The sequence below is a fragment of the Achromobacter sp. Marseille-Q0513 genome, from assembly GCF_018195695.1.
Classification (GTDB): domain Bacteria; phylum Pseudomonadota; class Gammaproteobacteria; order Burkholderiales; family Burkholderiaceae_B; genus Achromobacter.
This window is the reverse complement of sequence record NZ_JAGTJY010000043.1, coordinates 1-17,606: the sequence shown is the minus strand read 5'-3', so window position 1 is coordinate 17,606 and position 17,606 is coordinate 1. Positions and strand designations below refer to the sequence as shown.

Below are 17,606 nucleotides of genomic sequence, written 5' to 3'. Positions count from 1 at the left end.
CATCGAATCGTGTGAATCAAGGTTCATTTCTTCATGGCCTACCGTCAGACCCCCGAAGTCGAAGCCCGTCTCCAGGACAACCGCAGCCGCATCCTGCAAGCCGCCCGCGCGCTGGTGAGCGAAGGCGGCTGGACCGAGGCCCAGGTTGCCAGCGTGGCGGCGGCGGCCGGCATCGCGACGGGCACGGTGTACCGGTACTTCCCATCCAAGGCGGAACTGTTCGCCGAGGTGCTGGCGCTGGTCTCGCAGCGCGAGGTGGACGTGCTGGCCGCCATCGCCCAGGCGGACGGCGGCGCCACCGTGCGGCTGCATTCGGCGGTGGCGACCTTCGTCAAGCGCGCCATGCGCAATCCAAGGCTGGCCTATGCGCTGATCGCCGAGCCCTGCGACAAGGAGATCGACGAGGTACGGCTGACCTATCGCGCCGCCATCAGCGAAACGATCCGCGCCATCGTCGCCGAGGGGCAGGCCGCCGGCGAGATGCGCGCCGATGTGCGGGCGGACATCGCCGCCACCGTGATCGTGGGCGGCTTCATGGAAGGCCTGATCGGCCCCTTGTCGCCGCTGAACCGCCAGCAGGAATCGCAGGCCGAGGCCTATCGCCACGATGTCGCCGTGCTGGCCGACCAGATCGCCACGCTGGCCTGCGCCAGCGTGGCCACCGCTGCCGGCGCATTGCGGCAGCTACCCCGGAGACGCGCATGAACCAACCCCTGCCTCCCGCCGCGCTGATAGCCGGCTCCGCCCCGGACGCGACGCCCGCCGACCGCTACCGCACCCATGCCGTGCTGAACCAGGCCGAACCGGCCTGCGGTTTCAACGCCTACACCGGCGACGCGGTGCTGCGGGCCGCCATCGCGCGCGAGGCGCCGTGGGCGCAATCGCGCTGCGCGGCGCTGGGCGCGCTGGCCGGCGACGAACACACGCAGGAACTGGCGCGGCTGGCCAACCGGCATGCGCCCGAGCTGAAGACGCACGACCGCTATGGCAACCGCATCGACTGGGTGGAGTTCCATCCCAGCTGGCACGCGCTGATGACGCTGGCCTGGAAGCACGAGGTGCCGAACCTGGCCTGGCGCGCCGACGCGCCGGGCGGCCACTATGCGCGCGCCGTGCTGTCGTACCTGTGGAACCAGGTGGAGCACGGCACCGGCTGTCCCACGGGCATGGCCTACGCCGCCCATGCGGGTTTCGAGGCCGAGCCGGCGCTGGCGGTCTGGAAACGGAAGTCGCTGGGCACCGAATACGAGTTCAGCCGACGCGAGGTCGGCGACAAGCCGTCGGTGGTCATCGGCTACGCCATGACCGAGAAGCAGGGCGGCTCGGACCTGCGCCAGACGCAGACCACGGCGCGCTACTCGCACACGGACGATTACCACGGCGCGGCCGCGCATTGGTATGAACTGACGGGCCACAAGTGGTTCTGCTCGGTGCCGCAGTCGGACGGTTTTTTCACGCTGGCCAAGGTGGACGGCGGCGTCACCTGCTTCTTCCTGCCGCGCACCTTGCCCGATGGCTCCTACAACCGCTTCTACGTGCAGCGCCTGAAGGACAAGGCGGGCAACCGCTCCAACGCCTCCAGCGAAGTGGAATACGCCGGCACGCTGGCGATCCGCGTGGGCGAGGAGGGCAAGGGCATCCGCGAGATCCTGTCGCACTCGCATCTGACGCGGCTGGATTTCGCGGTCGGCTCGGCCGGCCTCATGCGGCAGGCGCTGACGCTGGCGCTGCGGCACACGATGACGCGTGGCGCGTTTGGCACACCCATCGCCGACCGGCCCATGATGACCAACGTGCTGGCGGACATGGCGGTGGAGGTCGAGGCCTGCACGCTGATGGCGCTACGCGTGGCCCGGGCCACGGACGGGATGCGCGACAGCGAGCATGAGCGCCTGCTGGCCCGCGTGGCGACGCCGGCCGCCAAGTACTTCAACTGCTCGCGCGCGCCGTCGATCGCCTATGAGGCGCTGCAATGCCATGGCGGCAATGGCTTCATCGAGGAGAACCCGATGGCCCGCGTCTACCGCGAGGCGCCGCTGAACAGCGTCTGGGAAGGCACGGCCAACATGATGTGCATGGACGTGCGCCGCGCCATGGCCAGGGATGCGCGGACGCTGGACGCGCTGTTCGATGAATTGCGGCCGCTGGCAGGCCAGGACGCGCGCTTCGACGCGCTGGTCCGGCATGTCGACCGGCTGGCGCGCGACGCGGCGCGGGATGAGTTCCTGGCGCGTCCCATGACCGAGGCGGTGGCGCGCGCGCTGCAAGGCGCCGAGCTGTTGCGCCACGGCACGGACGAGGTCGTGGATGCCTTTCTGGATACACGCGGTCCCGACGCGGCGGGCGCCTGGGGATCGCACTATGGCACGTTGGCCGGCAGGACCGGCCAGGCCGCCGCGCAACGCATCTTGCGGCGGGCCGACGTGGCGGGCTGATGGCCGGCGGCATGCCTGCCGCCGTTTCTGCTGGTGAACCGGGTCACAGGAGGTGGAGATGAATGCGCTGCATGAAGCCGCAATGCCCAGCCGGGCCGAGCTGATGTCCGGCGACGACTACCGCGAATCGCTGCGCGGCTACCGGCCCCGGGTCTATGTGGACGGACGCGAGATAGAGAGCGTCGCGGACGAGCCGTCCCTGCGGCCGGGCGTCAATGCCCTGGCATACACCTATGATTTCGCGCGGCGCGCGGAGGTCGCGCCCATTGCCCTGGCCACGCAGTCGCGGCGCAACCGCGTGGTCAGCCGGATGCTGCACATCAACGAGTCGTCCGGCGACCTGCTGAACAAGCTGGAAGCGGTGCGGGCGCTGTGCCAGGAAACCGGGTGCGCCCAGCGTTATCTGGCGCACGACGCGCTCAATGGCATCGGGCAGGCCGTCGCGCGGATCGACGACGCCACGGGCAGCACGGAACACCGCGCCCGCTTCGAGGCCTATCTGGCGCATGCGCAGGACCGCGACCTGTCGCTGGGCGTGGCGATGACGGACGCCAAGGGCGATCGCAGCCTCAAGCCGCACCAGCAGCCCAATCCCGACGCCTATGTGCGCGTGGTCGAGCGCAACGCGCGCGGCATCGTCATCAGCGGCGCCAAGGCCATCGTGACGGGCGGCCCGTACATGCACGAGCTGCTGGTCATGCCCAGCCGCAACATGGGAGCCGAGGACGCGGATTTCGCGGTCTGTTGCGCGGTGCGCGTGGACGAGCCCGGCATCACCCTCGTGTCGCGTCCGGCCGGCCGTCCCGGCGAGAAGCTGGAACACGGCGATGCGCTGTTCTCGCGCAAGTACGGCCAGGCCACGGCCGTGGTGATGTTCGACCGGGTGTTCGTGCCCTGGGAGCGCGTGTTCTACGCGGGCGACTGGGAGCACAGCCATGTGCTGACCTACAGCTATGCCACCCATCACCGCCACAGCTGCATCGCGGCCAGGGCGGGATTCGGCGACCTTTTGATCGGGGCCGGCGCGCTGATGTGCGAGGCCAACGGACTGGATCCGGACGCCAAGGCCAATCTGCGCGATCCCATGGTCGAGCTGATCAAGATCACGGAAGGCTTCTATGCCTGTGGCGTCGCGGCCAGCGTCTACGCCGCGCGCGATGAACACAGCGGCTCATTCATGCCGGACCCGGTGTTCAGCAATATTGGCAAGCTGCTGCTGGCCACGCAGATCTACGACATGCACCGGCTGGCGCACGAGGTGTCCGGCGGGCTGATCGTTGCCTTGCCCGGCCCGGACGAAGACCACAATCCCGCCACGGCCGCCCGGCTGTCGGAGGCGCTGCAGGCCAATCCCGCCGTGCCCTACGACCGCCGCATCCAGACGGCGCGCTTCATCGAGGACCTGACCGCTTCGTACCAGGGCGGCTGGTATTCGGTCATCAGCCTGCACGGCGGCGGTTCGCCGGCGGCGATGAAGCAGGAGATCTGGCGCAACTATCCATTGGGCTCCAAGGTGGAACTGGTGGAACGCCTGCTGGAGCGGGGCGTGCTGCACGACGAGGCGCGCGCGGCCACGAAGAACCGCCAGCCCGGACGCTGCTGCGACATGGGGTGCAGCGCGCCGGGACAGCCCATCATGGTGCCGCTGCCCGCGCTCAAGCGTTGATCGACGCAAGCAGATCGTCGGGATGCACCATCAGCTCGCGCGCGAGCCGACGGGTGGCGCCCAGGTTCAGCATGGCTTGCCAGCGAGGGTTCTGCCGCAGGTCCTGCCACAGCGGTTCGAGCATGCGCGCGTCCGCCGGCTCGCCGGCGGCCAGCAGGGCGGCGTAGGCCAGGCTGGGCGGCGCGGACAGCAGCTGCATGCGGCTGGCGGCGTTGAGCGCCGGCGTCCAGGTTTCGTCGGGCGCGTCGCAGCAGTACAGCACGGCGTCGGCCAGATCATTCATTTCCTGCGGCAGCGCGCGCAGCGAGGCGCCGCGCAGCCGGACCTGGCCTTGCTGCGTGGCGCAGGAATAGGACGCGTCCGGTTCGGCCTGGGCCAGCAGGCGCAAGCCGCGCAACAGGCGCGGCAGGTCGGTCGTGGCGGCGTCCACGGAGGCCTTGGCCTCGATGAGCAGGCAGACATCCCAAAGCGGCGTCTCGCTTGCGTTGCCGTCGACGCGGCGCAGCAGCACCGCGTCCCACTCCGTCTTGGCGCGATCGGCATTGGCGGCCAGGGCCGACGGCACGCGCAGCGAAGTCACCACGCGGTAGCCGGGCGATGCGTCGCCATGGCGTGATTCGGAAAGGGACGCCTGGTCCAGATGCCGCGCCAGCGCTTCGAGCGCGCGCGCGGCCAGGATCTCGACGGCGACGCCGCGTTGCCTGGCCAGCAGGCCTTGCGCATTGGCCTCGTCGCTGCCGGAGCGCGGGCCTTGTTTCTCGCGGATCGCTTCGTACTGCCGCACGCGCGGGTCCGATGCCAGCGTGTCGAGCCGTTGCAGGCGGGCGAGCGCGGGGGCGTCGAGCTGCGCACGCAGCGTGGACGCGAGGTCCACGTCGGTGTGGACCTGCGGCAGGTCCAGCAACGCCTGCGCGGTCTGCGCCGCCTGTTGCCATGATCCCGACGAGATCTCGGCGTGCAGCCGCGCCAGGGACTCGCGTCCCGCGCCGGGCGCCAGGCGCGGCGGCTTGGCCGGATGCGCGACGGTGTTGATGGCGGCGCGCAGCTGGCGCTGGTCGGCGGCTTCCTGGCGGCGCAGTTCCAGGTATTCACGGACGACGGGGTGGCGGTATTCCAGCAGCGCGCCCTGGAACACGGGGTCGCCGGCATCGGGGCGCAGGGCTTCGTCGATGAGCGCGGCCAGCGCGTCGGTGAACGCGTCGCGCACTGCGCCATCGGGCGCTTGGGCAGAGGCGTCGGCGGCCTGCAGCGGTTCGATGGCGCGCGCCAGCCGCGCGATGGGGCTGTCCGGATCGGGCTGCGTGACGGCGCCGGGGGCAGGCCGGGCCGTGCTCCGATAGCGCCGGGGTATGGCGCGCAGGATGGCGGCGAGCGTGGCGGAAGGCTGGGTCATGGCTGTCGGTCGGGCGCGGAGAAGTGACTGGCGCCGCCGCGTTCGCGCATCCCGCGAGCGCGGCGGCGGGACCAGCAATGATAAGCCGGGACCGTTGTTGCGATTGCCTGCCCCGCAAACGTGGCGCCGGCGCGGCGCGCGTCAGCGATTCACAGCGGCTGGCCGGCAGCCGCCTGCCGCAGGCAGGCGCGCCGCCGCGTCACGGCCAGCACGATGGCCGCCACCGCCAGCGCGAGGATGACCGCGCCATACGCGTCGGCCGCGGCCAGCAGGCCGGCGCGCTGCGCCATGTAGCCCGCGATCATGGTCGGCACGCTGTTGGCCAGATAGCTCTCGACATAGAACGCGCCCATCAGGCCGGCGCGTTCGTGCGGCTCGGCCAGCGGCAGCACGGTGCGCACCGCGCCCAGGAAGGTGGCGCCGAAACCCAGGCCGGCGACGATGGAGCCGGCCAGCAGCAGGGCGGGGTAGCCGGCGTTGGCGGCGATCAGGATCAGCAGCAGTCCGGACGCCAGCGCGATTTCCCCGGACAACAGGGTGCGGAAGGTGCCGACCCGGCGCAGCGCGACCAGGGCGATGGCGACGGCGCCGCTCAGCGTCAGCGCGGTCACGGCGAAACCGCCGAGCCAGGGCGAGCGGGCCTGAGTGGCCGAGACGATCAGCGACGGCATCAGCGACAGGTAGAAGCCGCCCAGCATCCATACCGCGACATTGGCGGGCGTGACGCCGAGCAGCGCCCTGCGGGCCTGCGGCGGCACGGTGATGCGGGGGCGCAGGCTGGCCCAGGCGCCGTCGCGGCGCGTCGCGGTCTCGGGCACGCGCCACAGCAGCGCCAGCGCCAGCAGGAAGAGCGCGAGCAGCAGCGCGTAGACGGTATGCAGCGGATCGGGCGCGTGCACCAGCAGCGCCGTGCTGCCCAGCGCGCCGGCCGCCATGCCGATCATGGGCGAGATGCCGTTGATCAGCGCGCCGCGCTCGCGGTGCAGGTCCAGCAGCGCGGCGCCCACCGAGGCCGTCGCAAGCCCCGTGGCCGCGCCTTGCAGCAGGCGCGCGCCGACCAGCCAGCCGGGACCCGAGGCCAGCAGGAAACCGCACATGGCCACGCTCTGCAACAGCAGCGCCAGCGCGATCACCGGACGCCGGCCGATATGATCGGACAGCCGGCCGGCGGTCAGCAGCGCCGTCAGCAAGGCCAGCGCGTAGGCGCCAAAGACGACGGTGAGCAAGGTGGCGCTGAATCCCCATTCCTGCTGGTAGACGCGGTATAGCGGCGTGGGCGCCGCCGAGGCCGCCAGGAAGGACATCAGGACAAAGGCGTGGAAGGCGGTGGCGCCGCGGCGCGACAGCTTGCCCGGCTGGATGACGGGGCAGGCCAGGGAGTCGGATGAGGGCGTGGACATGGTGCGTCTTTAAATGCAAAATATTTGCTTTAGTGAGAATACAAGATCGCAAACACTAACGCAATTATTTTGCTTTAGTGAATTGGCGCATAAGCATATCCATGACGGCAGGACCAGGCATGACCGACAAATCAGGGCCGCGCCCCGGCGGGCGCAGCGCGCGCGTGCAGGCCGCGGTGCACCAGGCGGTGCGCGAATTGCAACGGGAACAGGGCCGCGATGGGCTGACGGTGCCCGCGGTGGCGGCGCGCGCGGGCGTGACCCCGTCGACCATCTACCGACGCTGGGGCGACCTGTCGCAGCTGCTGGCTGACGTGGCGGTGGAGCAGTTGCAGCCCGAGCAGGCGCAGCCGGACACCGGTTCGTTCTACGGCGACCTGCTGGCCTGGCTGGAACAGTACTTCGACGAAATGGCCTCGGTGCCCGGGCGGGCGCTGCTGCGCGATGTACTGGGCACGCCGGGCCACGAAGGGGCGGGCAAGTGCGACGGATTCACGCGCCAGCAGATCGAGGCGATCCGCGAGCGCGCCATCGGCCGGGGCGAGCAGGCCGCCGAGGCGGAGCAGATCATCGTGCGCGTGGTGGCGCCACTGATGTACGGCGTGCTGTTCGCGAACCAGGCGCCGAGCGCTGCCAGGATGCTGGCGCTGGTCCGGGAAGTGGAGGCCGCCAGGCGCGCCGGCGCGGCGTGAATCCGCGCGCCGCGATCCGTGCTAAATTAGAAAACATTCATTTCCATTTTTGAGATCCCATGCCCGATCGCCCGACCGATACCGCCAGCGCGTCCCGCGCCAGGGGCCGGCCGCGCGAGTTCGACATGGAACAGGCGCTGGACCGGGCCGTGGACGTGTTCAGCCAGCGCGGCTATCACGGCACCTCCATCGGCGACCTGGCGCGAGGCACCGAGCTGGCGCAGGGCAGCCTGTACAAGGCGTTCAAGGACAAGCACGCGCTGTTCCTGGCGGCGCTGGACCACTACCGCGCGCGCCGCGTCGAAGGCATGGCGCGGGCCATCGGCGCCGGCGGCAGCGGGCGCGAACGGCTGCGCAGGCTGCTGGCGTTTTACGCGGAATCGTCGCAAGGCCGGCAGGGCCGGCAAGGCTGCCTGGTGGTCGAGAGCGCGGCGGAGCTGTCGTTCTTCGACGAGGACGTGGCCGAACGCGTGACCACGGCGCTGGGGCGCAACGAGGCGCTGCTGGCCGGGCTGATCCGGGAAGGGCAGGAAGACGGCTCGCTGGCCGCGCATATCGATCCGGAAGACGCGGCCCGCATGCTGTTGTGCCTGGTGCAAGGCATGCGCGTGGTCGGCAAGACGGGCCGCCGGCGGCAGGACATGCTGGCGGTGGTGGACACGGCGCTCAAGGCGCTGGAATGACAGGCCGCCGGGATGGTCCCGCCGGCTTTTTTTTGCCAATTTAGGAAATGAATATTTCCAATTAAGGAGCAGCAACCATGAAGACGATCGCTTTCCTGGGCCTGGGCACGATGGGCCTGCCGATGGCCGCGAACCTGCTGCGCGCGGGTTATGCCGTGCGCGCCTGGAACCGTTCGCCCGCGCCGCTCGGGAAACTGGCGGCGCTGGGCGCGCAGGCGGCGGCCAGTCCGGCCGAGGCCGCCGCGGGCGCCGATGCGCTGGTTTCCATGCTGGCCGACGACGCGGCCACGCGTTATGCGGTGCTGGAGGCCGGCGCGCTGGCCGCGCTGGCCCCCGGCGCGGTGCACGTCAACATGGCCACCGTGTCGGTGGCGCTGGCGGCCGAGCTGGCGCGGCTGCATGGCGAGCGTGGCGTGGCCTATGTGGCGGCGCCGGTGCTGGGCCGGGTCAACGTGGCCGAGGCCGGCCAGCTCAATATCCTGGCGGCCGGCGAGGCGCGGGCGCTGCTGGCGGTGCAGCCGCTGTTCGACGCGATGGGCCGCAAGACCTGGTACTTCGGCGAGCGCCCCGAGCAGGCCAACGCCGCCAAGCTCGCGGTGAACTTCATGATCGGCAGCGCCATCGGCGCCATGAGCGAAGCCGTTGCCCTGGTGCGCGGCTACGACGTGGACAAGGCGGCCTTCCTGGAGATGGCCACGTCGACCGCGTTCGCCGCGCCGGTGTACCAGGGCTACGGGCAGGCCATCGCCGAAGAGCGCTTCGAGCCGGCTGGCTTCAAGCTGGCGCTGGGCCTGAAGGACCTGCGCCTGGCGCAGGAAGCGGCCGAGCAGGTGCACGTGCCGCTGCAACTGGCCGGCGTGCTGCGCGATGCCCACATCGAAAGCCTGGCGCGCGGCGAGGGCCAGCTGGACTGGGCCGCCTTGTCACGCACGCCGGCGCGGCGGGCCGGGCTGGAGTAAAGCGTCGGGGCGAGCCGCTCCTGATCAGGCGGGCGCCGCGCGCCTGCCGCCGCCATCGCGGCAAACCACAAGTGATCTTCCTGTCCCCTGCGGCGCCGCGCGCGCCGCGGGCGTCGCATACTGGCTGTCCGGTCGCCATACGGCCATGTTGAGCCGCCGGCGCGGTTGCCGGTAATTCTGTCCTAGTTCATTGCAGACATGCCGTTGCGACAGTGATTGTTCGAGGTTGTCTATTGACAACCCTGTGTGTGGTTTTCGATAATGGAGGCGCTTGATGACCAGGTCTTTGCATCCGAAGAAAGAAGTCGAGGCGGCGCTCAGGCATGCCGAAACGCATGGCTGGCGCGTGACGGTGGGCGGGGCCCATGCCTGGGGCAAGATCTATTGCCCCAGGCGGCACGACGAATGCCGTTGCGGCGAGTTCTGCATCACCAGCGTCTGGAGCACGCCCAGGAATCCGGGCAATCATGCGCGCGCCTTGCGGCGCGTGGTCGACAACTGCACCGCGCACGGCGGCTGACGCGCCGCGCGCCGAGGAACAGCGATGGAATACATCTTCACCCTGAAATACCAGCTGGGCAGCGATGTCGAGGACATGGACGCCGTCATCGAGCGCTTGGGCGAAGCCGGCTGCGACGACGCGCTGGCGGGTATCGGCCTGCCGGGCCGCCTGGCGCTGGAATTCACGCGCGAGGCGCCCAGCGCCGAGGCCGCCGTCGGCAGCGCGCTGGACGATGTGCGCCGCGCCTTGCCCGACGCCCGCCTGATCGAGGCCGCGCCGGATCTGGTCGGCCTGACCGACGTGGCCGAGATCGCCGGTGTGTCGCGGCAGGCCATGCGCAAGCTGATGCTGGCGTATCCGGGCAGCTTCCCGGTGCCGGTGCATGAAGGCACCACGTCCCTGTGGCATCTGGCCGACCTGCTGGAGTGGCTGCGCGCCCGGGGCAACGCCGCCTGGCCGCCCGCGCTGGCGGAAGTGGCGCGGGCCGCCTTGCAGGTCAACCTGGCCAAGGAAACGCGCCGGGCCTCCGCCTGAAGCGCCGTTCAGGGCGCGTCGTGCAACAGCAGGTCCAGGCCGACGCGTTCGCCGTCGCGCACGCGGCTGATGGCGTGCTTGAGATTGACGCGGTAGTAGCCGGCGCTGCCCCTGAACGGCCGTTGCCCCGCGCCGATGATGGCGGCGTCGCCGATGCCCAGCGGCAGCACGATGGGGCGAGATTGCATGCGCGGACGTTGCTCGGTCATGACGAACTCGCCGCCGGTGAAATCCCGTCCGGGCTCGGACAGCAAGGCCACGACCTGCAGCGGAAAGACGCAGTCGCCGTCGACGTGCTGATGCAGGCCCACCTCGTCTCCCTGGCGCAGCCGTTGCAGGCGCGACAGCGGCTGCGTCTGGCCAGCGGCGCGGTTCTGCGCCAGGAAGGCCGGCAGTTCGGCCGGATAGCGCAGCGGGTCGTCCAGGATCTGCTGCCAGCGGTTGGCAATCGGCGCCAGATGGCGATAGAACGCCTCGCGCCATGGCATCCAGGCCGCGGGCGCCGAGGGGGCGTGTCCGAACAGCTCGCCATTGTCCGCGCTGGCGCTGGCGCTGGCGCGTGTGGTGGGCGCCGTGGCTGGCGCGGCGGTCGCCAGCTCGCGCGCCTGCGCCGGCGTCAGCAGTCCCGGCAGCAGCGCGTGGCCTTCCACGTCCAGTTCATGGGCGATGGCGGTCCAGTCCCTGCCGTCCAGCATGGCGACGATGCCGGTCATGGCTGCGCATCCTCGGCCGATGCTCGGGCGGTATCGCCCGGCGGTTGCACGCCCTGGGCCGGCAGCCGCCACAGATACCACGCGGCGACGGTGCGGTGCGGGCTCCAGGCCAGCCCGAGGTCGCGCATCTGGCGTGGCGTGGGTGTCTTGTCCAGGCCCTTCAGGCGCCGATAGCCCTCGCGCACGCCATAGTCGTCCACTGGCAGGATGTCGGACCGCTCCAGCGTGTAGATCAGGAACATCTCGACCGTCCAGCGGCCCACGCCACGTAGCGGCGTCAGGCGCGCGATCAGCTCGTCGTCGGACAGGCGCAAGGCGTCGGCGCGGCTCGGGACCACGCCGTCCGCGGCCGCCTGCGCGATGCCGCGGATGGCGGCCAGCTTGCTGGCCGACAGCCCGCAGGCGCGCTGTTGCTGTTCATCGGTGGCCAGCAACGCTTGCGGGCTGGGGAAGTCCGTGTCGGGGTACAGCGCCAGCAAGCGCGCCAGGATGGCTTCGGCGGCGCGGGCGTGCAGCTGCTGGTGGGCGATGGCGCGCACCAGCGCTTCATACGGTTCGCGGCCCGGCTTGGCTTCGTGGCGGCAGGGACCGACGGCCGCGACGTGGCGCGCCCAGTCGGCGTCCAGGCCGGCCAGGAAATCGGCGGCGCGCCGGTAGGCGCGGGGAGACAGGTCGGCGGGGATGGCGGCGCGCGGCATCAGCGTCCTTGTTGCGGGTTCATCACGGAAGGGATCCTGGCGGTCTTTTTAACGCATGCGCGCCGGGTCGGGCAGGGGTCAACGCGCATCATGAAAAATCAGACCCACGGTATGGCGCGAACCGCCGCGCACGCGGCTCACGCCATGGCGCATGGCGACCTTGCGCGTGCCGCCGCGCTTGCCCGGAGCCGGCCGGTGATTGACCGTGAAGACCAGCGCGTCGCCCTGGTCCAGCGCGATGACCTCGGCGCGCTGGCCGCTGGAGGCGGTCTCCGTCATGACGAATTCGCCGCCGCTGAAGTCCTGGCCGGGCCGCGACAACAGAATGGCCACCTGCAAGGGAAAGACCCGCTCGCCGTACAGGTCCTGGTGCAGGCAGTTGTAGTCGTCCGCCCCATATTGCAGGATGAGCGGCGTGGGCCGCTTCTGGCCGGCCGCATGGCATTGCGCCAGGAACGCGTCGTGCGTGGCGGGAAACCGTTGCGGATCGCCGAGCAGTTGGTTCCAGCGGTTGGCGATGGGCGCCAGGCGCGGATACAGCGCCTGGCGCAGCGCTTGCAGCAGCGGCGGCAGCGGGTAGGAAAAATACTTATACTCGCCCCGCCCGAAGCCGTGGCGCGCCATCACGATACGGCTGCGGTAGCCGTCCGGCGAGGCGTATCCGGCTGCCAGGGCCGCGCATTGCGCGGGGTCCAGCAAGCCGGGCAGCCGCGCATTGCCGCGCGCGTCGAGCGAGCGCGCGATGGCTTCCCAATCGTGGCGGTCCAGGTCCGGCGCCATGGCGCAGGTCTCCAGCATCATCGTCCGCGCTCGCCGGCGAGCAGCGCGCGCTTGCGTTCGACGCCCCAGCGATAGCCGGACAGCGCGCCGTCGCCGCGCACCACGCGATGGCAGGGAATGGCCACGGCCAGCACGTTGGCGGCGCAGGCGCCGGCCACGGCGCGCGAGGCGTCGGGCGCGCCGAGCTGGCGCGCGAGCTCGCCGTAGCTGCGGGTCTGGCCGGCCGGGATGGCGGCGAGCGCCTGCCACACCTGCTGCTGGAAGGCGGTGCCGCCCACGTCCAGCGCCAGCGGCGCATCGGCGTTGCCGTGGTCGATATAGGCGGCGATGGCGGTCAGCTCCGGTTGCAGCGATCGAGCATCCGCATGCAGCGTCGCCCCGGGAAACGCGGCGGCCAGCTCGGCGCGCAGCGCGTCCGGATCCGCGCCCAGCAGGATGGCGCAGATGCCAAGCTCCGTCTTGCCGGCCAGGACCATGCCCAGCGTGGTCTGGCCGATGGCGTAGCGGATCGGCCCTTGCGGCGCGCTGCCGGGCGCGCGGTAGCGGCAGGTGAATGCGGCGTCTTGGCGGATCATGGCGGGTCTCCTTGAAGGTGGACAGTGAGGCCAGTGTAGGCAGGCCGGTCGCGTACGCCACTCCGGTCCTTGCTGGGCGGTCCGCGTAGCGGCTTGTCACTGCCGCTGTCGCGCCGTCGCCGGCTCGTTCCCGGCGGACAGGTCGCGCGCGGGCTTGGCCCGCCGCAGCAGCAGCGCCAGCCCGGCCAGGTTAAGCGCCGCGCCCGCCAGCCAGGGCCAGCCGTTCCATCCCTGGCCGGGCGCGGCATAGAGGGCGGTGACGCACAGCGGGCCGATAACGGAGGTCAGGCCCGCCAGGGAGGCCAGCGATCCTTGCAACTGCCCCTGGCGCGAAGCGCCGGCCTGCTGCGACAGCAGCGCCTGCAACACGGGCACGACCAGGCCGCCCAGCGCCAGCGGCAGCAGGATCGGAAACGCCATCCAGCCCTGCGTCGCGAAGGCGATCAGCACGTAGCCGCAGCCATCGGCCAGCAAGCCCAGCATGGCGCTGCCGCGCTCGCCGAAACGCCGGGTGGCGGGGCCGGGCAGCAGGGCCTGCGCCAGCGCATGCAGCACGCCGAAGGCCGCCAGGGACAGGCCGACCATGGCGGCGTCCCAGCGGAAACGGTCTTCGCCGTACAGCACCCACAAGGATCCAGGCACCTGGCCGGCGATCTGCGCGAGCACATAGGCCAGCAGCAGCGCCGGCACCGCCGGCAGGCCGCGAGCCCAGCGCAGGGCGCCCAGCGGATTGAGCGCCTGGAGCGCGCGAGCCGGGCGGATGCCGGCGGCGGCGGGGGCTGTTGCGTCGGATGCTGTTGCGTTGGACGCGGGCCGCGATTCCGGCAGGAAGCGCCAGGCCATGAGGCAATTGAGCGCGTTCAGCGCGGCGGCGACCGCGAAGGGCGCATGCGGCGACCACTGGCCCGCCAGGCCGCCGATGACCGGCCCGGCGATCAGCCCCAGGCCCATGCAGGCGCTCAGGTAGCCGTAGCGGCGGGCGCGGTCCTCGCCGCGCGAGATGTCGGCGATGCAGGAGCTGGCGACCGCGCCGGTCGCGCCGGTCAGGCCGGCGACGGCGCGGCCCAGGTACAGCACCCACAGCGCCGGCGCGACCGCCATCACCGTGTAGTCCAGCGCGGCGCCGGCCAGCGAGGCCAGCAGCACCGGGCGGCGCCCGTGGCGGTCGGACAGCGCGCCCAGCAGCGGCGCGCACAGGAACTGCATCAGGGCATACAGCGCCAGCAGCACGCCATAGTGGCGGGCGACCTGATCGGCGCCGGCCAGCGCGCGCAGCAGGCCGGGCAGTACCGGCATGATCAGGCCGATGCCGGCGGCATCCAGCGCGACGGTCGTCAGGATGACGAACAGGGCTTTGTCGGATTTCATTGAAAATTTATCAGTGATAAGTTTGCGTATGAAAATCTATCAGTGATAAATTGTCAAGCCTGGAATTCAGTGAACGGACCCATCCGCCGACGCGGACGCACAGCGTCATCCGCGCCGGCGGATGGGTCGATACAGAGGAAGCCGCGTGACCAAACTCAGCCGCGAAACCGTGATCCGCGCCGCGCTGGACCTGCTCAACGAGGTCGGCGTGGACGGCCTGAGCACGCGCCGCCTGGCCGAGCGCCTGGGCGTGCAGCAGCCTGCGCTGTACTGGCATTTCAAGAACAAGCGCGAACTGCTGGATGCGCTTTCCCGGCAGATGCTGGTCGAACGCCACACTCGCGGCATTCCGCAGCCGGGCGAGCACTGGCGCGCGTTCCTGCACGACAACGCCATGAGCTTCCGGCGCGGCCTGCTGGCCTATCGCGACGGTGCGAGCATTCATGCGGGCACGCGGCCGGACGGGCCGCAGGCCGGCGCGGTGGAGGCGCAGCTGCGCCTGCTGCGGGACGCCGGGTTTGCGCCGGACGCCAGCGTGCATGCGCTGCTGGCGGTCAGCCAGTACACGGTGGGCGCGGTGCTGGAGCAGCAGGCGGCTCAGGATGGCGCGGGGCAGGGCATGACCCGGCAGGACCTGCCGCAGGACGCGCCGCTGCTGCGCGCCGCCATGGATATACTCGAAGGCGGCGGCCCGGACCAGGCGTTCGAACAGGGCCTGGCCCTGTTGCTGGACGGGCTGGCCTGCCGCCTGGAGCAGGGCGGCGCGCGCCCGCCTGTTCGCCGGACCTCCAAGGGAAACACGCAATGATCGACCCCGCCACGCTGCTTACCTATCTCGCCGTGCTGACCGGCTTCGTGCTGATTCCCGGCCCCGCCGTGCTGTTGACGCTGGCGCGGGCGGCCACCTCGGGCACGCGCGTGGGCATGGCGACCGGACTCGGCATCGCGGCCGGCGACCTGATCCATACCTGCATGGCGGTGCTGGGGCTGTCGGCCATCCTGATGACGTCCGCTTTCCTGTTCAACGTGGTCAAGTACGCCGGCGCGGCCTATCTGGTCTACCTGGGCGTGCGCGCCTTCCTGGAGCGGGCCGACCTGCCCGACCTGGCGCCGGCCGCGCGCGTCGACGCGGGCACGGCGTTCCGGCAGGCGATCCTGGCCGAGGTGCTGAACCCCAAGTCGGCGCTGTTCTTCCTGGCTTTCCTGCCGCAGTTCGTGCGCCCGCAGAATGGTCCCGTGGCCTTGCAGCTGGCCACGCTGGGCGTGCTGTTCGTGTTGATGGGCGCCTTGAGCACGGGGCTGGTGGCCTTGTGCGCGGGCCGCGTCGGCCGCTTTCTGCGCCGCCATCCGGCGATCTGGCGCTGGCAGGGCAAGGCGGTCGGCACGGTCTACTGCGCGCTGGGCGTGCGCATGGCGATGCAGCAACGCTAGTGCGCTGTCCCGCAGATGCCCCCGCACGACAACCACCCCTGGCCGCCATGACGGTTCTCGACCTCAAACCCGTGCGATTGGGCGCCGCGCTGCGGCGCTGGCGCCTGTTGAACCGGATCAAGCAGACGCATGCCGCCGAGCTGTTCGGCGTGGCGCAGTCCACGATTTCCCGCTGGGAAAGCGGCGCGCAGGAGATGGAGCCGGCCGAGCGCGCGCAGGTCGAGCGCCGGCTGTCCGCCAGGCTGGACGCGGCGGCGGATCGGGCGCTGGCCCGACTGGTCGATGCCAGCCCGTCGCCGATGCACCTGGTCTGCGACCTGAGCCACACATTGCTGGCCTGTTCGCCCGCGCGCGCCGCCGAGTTCGGCGCGCCGCTGTCCGGGCTGATGGGCCGCTCGCTGTGGCGCTACGCCACGCCGGAAATCCAGCGTATGGAAGCGGGCCTGGAGACCGTGGGCTGGCGCGACACGCAGGCCCCGCCCGCCATCGAGTTCGGCACCGGCGCCAACGGTTCGGATGAGGTGCCGATCCGCCAGAGCGCCTGCCGCTGGACGCGCATCGTGCTGGCGGACGGTGCTGCGGCGCGGCTGGTCGAAACGCTTTGACCTGGCGGCGTCAGGCGCCGGGCAGGGCGGCCTCTTTGCGTTGCAATACCGCCAGCCCCAGCAGGCTGGCCGCCGGCATGGCGACGCAATAGGCGACTAGCGGCCAGGCGCTGTCGCCGTTCAGCGCGAGCGTGGACAGCGTGCCCAGCCCGGCCACGATCAGGCTCTGCACGGCGTAGTACAACGCCACCGCGGCGCCCGAGGCGTCGCCGAAGTCGCGCAGCGCGCCATTGGCGCTGACCGATACGATCAGCACCATGCCGGCCGCCACCAGCCACATCGGCATCACGAAGGTGGCAAAGGACGGCGCCGTCGTGGCGGCGCAGCCGGCCAGGAGCGCCGCGCCCGCCAGCATCGTTGCAGCCCCGCGCGCGAAGCTGCCGGCGATGTCCCAGCGCGCCACCAGGCGCGGCGCCAGCCGCGTGGCCGCGATCATGACCAGCGCGACCGTCGAGAAGGCCGCGCTGAAGGCCATGTGCGAGTAGCCGGCAGCGCCCATGAGCACGCGCGGCGAGGTCGAGAAGAACACGAAGAAGGCGCCCATCGCCGCGCTGAATCCCAGCGTATAGATCCAGAACCGCAGGCTGCCCAGCATGGGCGCGAAGCCGGGCCGCCGCGCACCCAGCGTGGATGGACGGGTCTCGCGCCAACGCGGCACGGCGCGCAACCACGCCAGCAGGCCGGCCGCGCCCAGCGCGACGAAGATCGCCCGCCAGCCGAAGCCCGCCGCGATGGCCGCGCCGAGCATCGGCCCGAGCGCGGGGACGAAGGCCAGCATGGCGCTGAACAGGCCATAGATGGTGGCGCCTTCCGGCCGGTCGGCATAAACGTCGCGCACGGTGGCGAACATGGCCACCAGCGCCGCCGAGGCGCCCAGCGCCTGCAACAGCCGCAGCGCGACGAACAGCCCGCCGCCGCCGGCGGCGGCCAGCGCCAGCGATGCGGCGGCATACAGCAGCGCGCCGCCCAGCAGCACCGGCCGCCGGCCGATGCGGTCGGACAGCGGGCCGAAGATCAATTGGCCCAGTCCCAGCATCAGCATGTAGATGCTGAGGGTCAGCTGGACCATGGCGGGCGTGGTCTGCAAGGCCGCGGGCATGGTCGGCACCACGGGCAGGTACACGTCCATCGCCAGCGAGGCGAGAAGGTCGAAGGGCGCCATCAGCGCGAGC

19 protein-coding genes are annotated in these 17,606 nt (G+C 71.0%); 11 read left to right on the top strand and 8 right to left on the bottom strand.

The genetic code is table 11. The annotated features are described in order from the left end of the window. Nucleotides 1-33: 33 nt before the first annotated feature. Genes KDH83_RS11525 through KDH83_RS11515 form a run of 3 tightly spaced genes read left to right on the top strand, consistent with a single transcriptional unit; the run spans nt 34 to nt 4,101 of the window. Nucleotides 34-705, top strand: a complete 672-nt coding sequence (locus tag KDH83_RS11525) for a TetR/AcrR family transcriptional regulator (RefSeq protein WP_212315677.1) — start codon at nt 34-36, stop codon at nt 703-705. Then, nucleotides 702-2,435 (top strand): acyl-CoA dehydrogenase family protein, encoded by a 1,734-nt coding sequence (locus KDH83_RS11520; RefSeq protein WP_212315670.1) that lies wholly within the window; start codon nt 702-704, stop codon nt 2,433-2,435. Before KDH83_RS11525 ends, KDH83_RS11520 begins: the two co-directional genes overlap by 4 nt. Nucleotides 2,436-2,493: 58 nt before the next feature. Further along, complete coding sequence (locus KDH83_RS11515; RefSeq protein ID WP_212315667.1) at nt 2,494-4,101, top strand: 4-hydroxyphenylacetate 3-hydroxylase N-terminal domain-containing protein; 1,608 nt, start codon at nt 2,494-2,496, stop codon at nt 4,099-4,101. Here KDH83_RS11515 and KDH83_RS11510 read toward each other — a convergent pair. Beyond that, entirely contained in the window at nt 4,091-5,494 is a 1,404-nt protein-coding gene (locus KDH83_RS11510; RefSeq protein ID WP_212315665.1) for a 3-deoxy-D-arabino-heptulosonate 7-phosphate synthase, read from the bottom strand. The genes KDH83_RS11515 and KDH83_RS11510 overlap by 11 nt on opposite strands. A 149-nt stretch (nt 5,495-5,643) precedes the next feature. After that, nucleotides 5,644-6,894: an MFS transporter gene (locus KDH83_RS11505; RefSeq protein WP_212315656.1), complete on the bottom strand. Its 1,251-nt coding sequence runs from the start codon at nt 6,892-6,894 to the stop codon at nt 5,644-5,646. A gap of 119 nt (nt 6,895-7,013) precedes the next feature. On the opposite strand from KDH83_RS11505, the gene KDH83_RS11500 reads away from it, so the two are divergent. The 5 genes from KDH83_RS11500 (at nt 7,014) to KDH83_RS11480 (ending at nt 10,264) form a co-directional block, all read left to right on the top strand. Beyond that, complete coding sequence (locus KDH83_RS11500) at nt 7,014-7,586, top strand: TetR/AcrR family transcriptional regulator (RefSeq protein ID WP_212315654.1); 573 nt, start codon at nt 7,014-7,016, stop codon at nt 7,584-7,586. A 59-nt stretch (nt 7,587-7,645) separates the two neighbouring features. Further along, a complete protein-coding gene (locus tag KDH83_RS11495) occupies nt 7,646-8,269 on the top strand; it encodes a TetR/AcrR family transcriptional regulator (RefSeq protein WP_212315652.1) in 624 nt (207 codons plus the stop codon). A gap of 77 nt (nt 8,270-8,346) precedes the next feature. Beyond that, complete coding sequence (locus KDH83_RS11490; protein WP_212315650.1) at nt 8,347-9,228, top strand: NAD(P)-dependent oxidoreductase; 882 nt, start codon at nt 8,347-8,349, stop codon at nt 9,226-9,228. 274 nt (nt 9,229-9,502) lie between these two features. Beyond that, nucleotides 9,503-9,748, top strand: coding sequence for a hypothetical protein (locus KDH83_RS11485; RefSeq protein WP_103274831.1), 246 nt, complete (start codon nt 9,503-9,505; stop codon nt 9,746-9,748). Between the two features lie 24 nt (nt 9,749-9,772). After that, nucleotides 9,773-10,264, top strand: a complete 492-nt coding sequence (locus KDH83_RS11480) for a DNA-binding protein (RefSeq protein ID WP_212315648.1) — start codon at nt 9,773-9,775, stop codon at nt 10,262-10,264. A gap of 8 nt (nt 10,265-10,272) precedes the next feature. Here KDH83_RS11480 and KDH83_RS11475 read toward each other — a convergent pair whose 3' ends face one another. The 5 genes from KDH83_RS11475 to tet all read right to left on the bottom strand — a co-directional run bounded on the left by KDH83_RS11475 (nt 10,273) and on the right by tet (nt 14,398). Beyond that, the gene (locus KDH83_RS11475; protein WP_212315646.1) at nt 10,273-10,977 is read right to left on the bottom strand and encodes a 2OG-Fe(II) oxygenase; all 705 of its coding nucleotides are present in this window, start codon (nt 10,975-10,977) and stop codon (nt 10,273-10,275) included. Beyond that, complete coding sequence (locus tag KDH83_RS11470) at nt 10,974-11,675, bottom strand: DNA-3-methyladenine glycosylase (protein WP_212315644.1); 702 nt, start codon at nt 11,673-11,675, stop codon at nt 10,974-10,976. Before KDH83_RS11470 ends, KDH83_RS11475 begins: the two co-directional genes overlap by 4 nt. A gap of 78 nt (nt 11,676-11,753) precedes the next feature. Continuing rightward, nucleotides 11,754-12,455 (bottom strand): 2OG-Fe(II) oxygenase, encoded by a 702-nt coding sequence (locus KDH83_RS11465; protein ID WP_212315731.1) that lies wholly within the window; start codon nt 12,453-12,455, stop codon nt 11,754-11,756. 17 nt (nt 12,456-12,472) lie between these two features. Beyond that, nucleotides 12,473-13,030 carry a methylated-DNA--[protein]-cysteine S-methyltransferase gene (locus KDH83_RS11460; protein ID WP_212315642.1) on the bottom strand — a complete coding sequence of 186 codons (558 nt, stop codon included), beginning with the start codon at nt 13,028-13,030 and terminating at the stop codon, nt 12,473-12,475. Nucleotides 13,031-13,126: 96 nt separating this feature from the next. Beyond that, on the bottom strand, nt 13,127-14,398 hold the full coding sequence (gene tet / locus KDH83_RS11455; protein WP_212315640.1) for a Tet(A)/Tet(B)/Tet(C) family tetracycline efflux MFS transporter: 1,272 nt from the start codon (nt 14,396-14,398) through the stop codon (nt 13,127-13,129). Between the two features lie 145 nt (nt 14,399-14,543). Between tet and tetR the strand changes: the two genes are divergently transcribed. From tetR to KDH83_RS11440, 3 genes are read left to right on the top strand one after another with little or no spacing between them, the layout of a single operon-like run. After that, on the top strand, nt 14,544-15,206 hold the full coding sequence (tetR, locus tag KDH83_RS11450) for a tetracycline resistance transcriptional repressor TetR (protein WP_212315631.1): 663 nt from the start codon (nt 14,544-14,546) through the stop codon (nt 15,204-15,206). Next, on the top strand, nt 15,203-15,829 hold the full coding sequence (locus tag KDH83_RS11445; RefSeq protein WP_212315629.1) for a LysE family translocator: 627 nt from the start codon (nt 15,203-15,205) through the stop codon (nt 15,827-15,829). The genes tetR and KDH83_RS11445 overlap by 4 nt, the downstream gene beginning before the upstream one ends. Nucleotides 15,830-15,876: 47 nt before the next feature. Continuing rightward, nucleotides 15,877-16,434 carry a helix-turn-helix transcriptional regulator gene (locus KDH83_RS11440; protein ID WP_212315627.1) on the top strand — a complete coding sequence of 186 codons (558 nt, stop codon included), beginning with the start codon at nt 15,877-15,879 and terminating at the stop codon, nt 16,432-16,434. Between the two features lie 10 nt (nt 16,435-16,444). On the opposite strand, the gene cml is transcribed toward KDH83_RS11440, so the two are convergent. After that, nucleotides 16,445-17,596: a CmlA/FloR family chloramphenicol efflux MFS transporter gene (gene cml / locus KDH83_RS11435; RefSeq protein ID WP_249205026.1), complete on the bottom strand. Its 1,152-nt coding sequence runs from the start codon at nt 17,594-17,596 to the stop codon at nt 16,445-16,447. Nucleotides 17,597-17,606: the final 10 nt, after the last annotated feature.

Excerpts from the sequence above, each read along its gene's own strand:
- KDH83_RS11525 (WP_212315677.1), top strand. The coding sequence starts at position 34 with ATGGCCTACCGTCAGACCCCCGAAGTCGAAGCCCGTCTCCAGGACAAC.
- KDH83_RS11520 (WP_212315670.1), top strand. The coding sequence starts at position 702 with ATGAACCAACCCCTGCCTCCCGCCGCGCTGATAGCCGGCTCCGCCCCG.
- KDH83_RS11515 (WP_212315667.1), top strand. The coding sequence starts at position 2,494 with ATGAATGCGCTGCATGAAGCCGCAATGCCCAGCCGGGCCGAGCTGATG.
- KDH83_RS11510 (WP_212315665.1), bottom strand. The coding sequence starts at position 5,494 with ATGACCCAGCCTTCCGCCACGCTCGCCGCCATCCTGCGCGCCATACCC.
- KDH83_RS11505 (WP_212315656.1), bottom strand. The coding sequence starts at position 6,894 with ATGTCCACGCCCTCATCCGACTCCCTGGCCTGCCCCGTCATCCAGCCG.
- KDH83_RS11500 (WP_212315654.1), top strand. The coding sequence starts at position 7,014 with ATGACCGACAAATCAGGGCCGCGCCCCGGCGGGCGCAGCGCGCGCGTG.
- KDH83_RS11495 (WP_212315652.1), top strand. The coding sequence starts at position 7,646 with ATGCCCGATCGCCCGACCGATACCGCCAGCGCGTCCCGCGCCAGGGGC.
- KDH83_RS11490 (WP_212315650.1), top strand. The coding sequence starts at position 8,347 with ATGAAGACGATCGCTTTCCTGGGCCTGGGCACGATGGGCCTGCCGATG.
- KDH83_RS11485 (WP_103274831.1), top strand. The coding sequence starts at position 9,503 with ATGACCAGGTCTTTGCATCCGAAGAAAGAAGTCGAGGCGGCGCTCAGG.
- KDH83_RS11480 (WP_212315648.1), top strand. The coding sequence starts at position 9,773 with ATGGAATACATCTTCACCCTGAAATACCAGCTGGGCAGCGATGTCGAG.
- KDH83_RS11475 (WP_212315646.1), bottom strand. The coding sequence starts at position 10,977 with ATGACCGGCATCGTCGCCATGCTGGACGGCAGGGACTGGACCGCCATC.
- KDH83_RS11470 (WP_212315644.1), bottom strand. The coding sequence starts at position 11,675 with ATGCCGCGCGCCGCCATCCCCGCCGACCTGTCTCCCCGCGCCTACCGG.
- KDH83_RS11465 (WP_212315731.1), bottom strand. The coding sequence starts at position 12,455 with ATGGCGCCGGACCTGGACCGCCACGATTGGGAAGCCATCGCGCGCTCG.
- KDH83_RS11460 (WP_212315642.1), bottom strand. The coding sequence starts at position 13,030 with ATGATCCGCCAAGACGCCGCATTCACCTGCCGCTACCGCGCGCCCGGC.
- tet (WP_212315640.1), bottom strand. The coding sequence starts at position 14,398 with ATGAAATCCGACAAAGCCCTGTTCGTCATCCTGACGACCGTCGCGCTG.
- KDH83_RS11445 (WP_212315629.1), top strand. The coding sequence starts at position 15,203 with ATGATCGACCCCGCCACGCTGCTTACCTATCTCGCCGTGCTGACCGGC.
- KDH83_RS11440 (WP_212315627.1), top strand. The coding sequence starts at position 15,877 with ATGACGGTTCTCGACCTCAAACCCGTGCGATTGGGCGCCGCGCTGCGG.
- cml (WP_249205026.1), bottom strand. The coding sequence starts at position 17,596 with ATGGCGCCCTTCGACCTTCTCGCCTCGCTGGCGATGGACGTGTACCTG.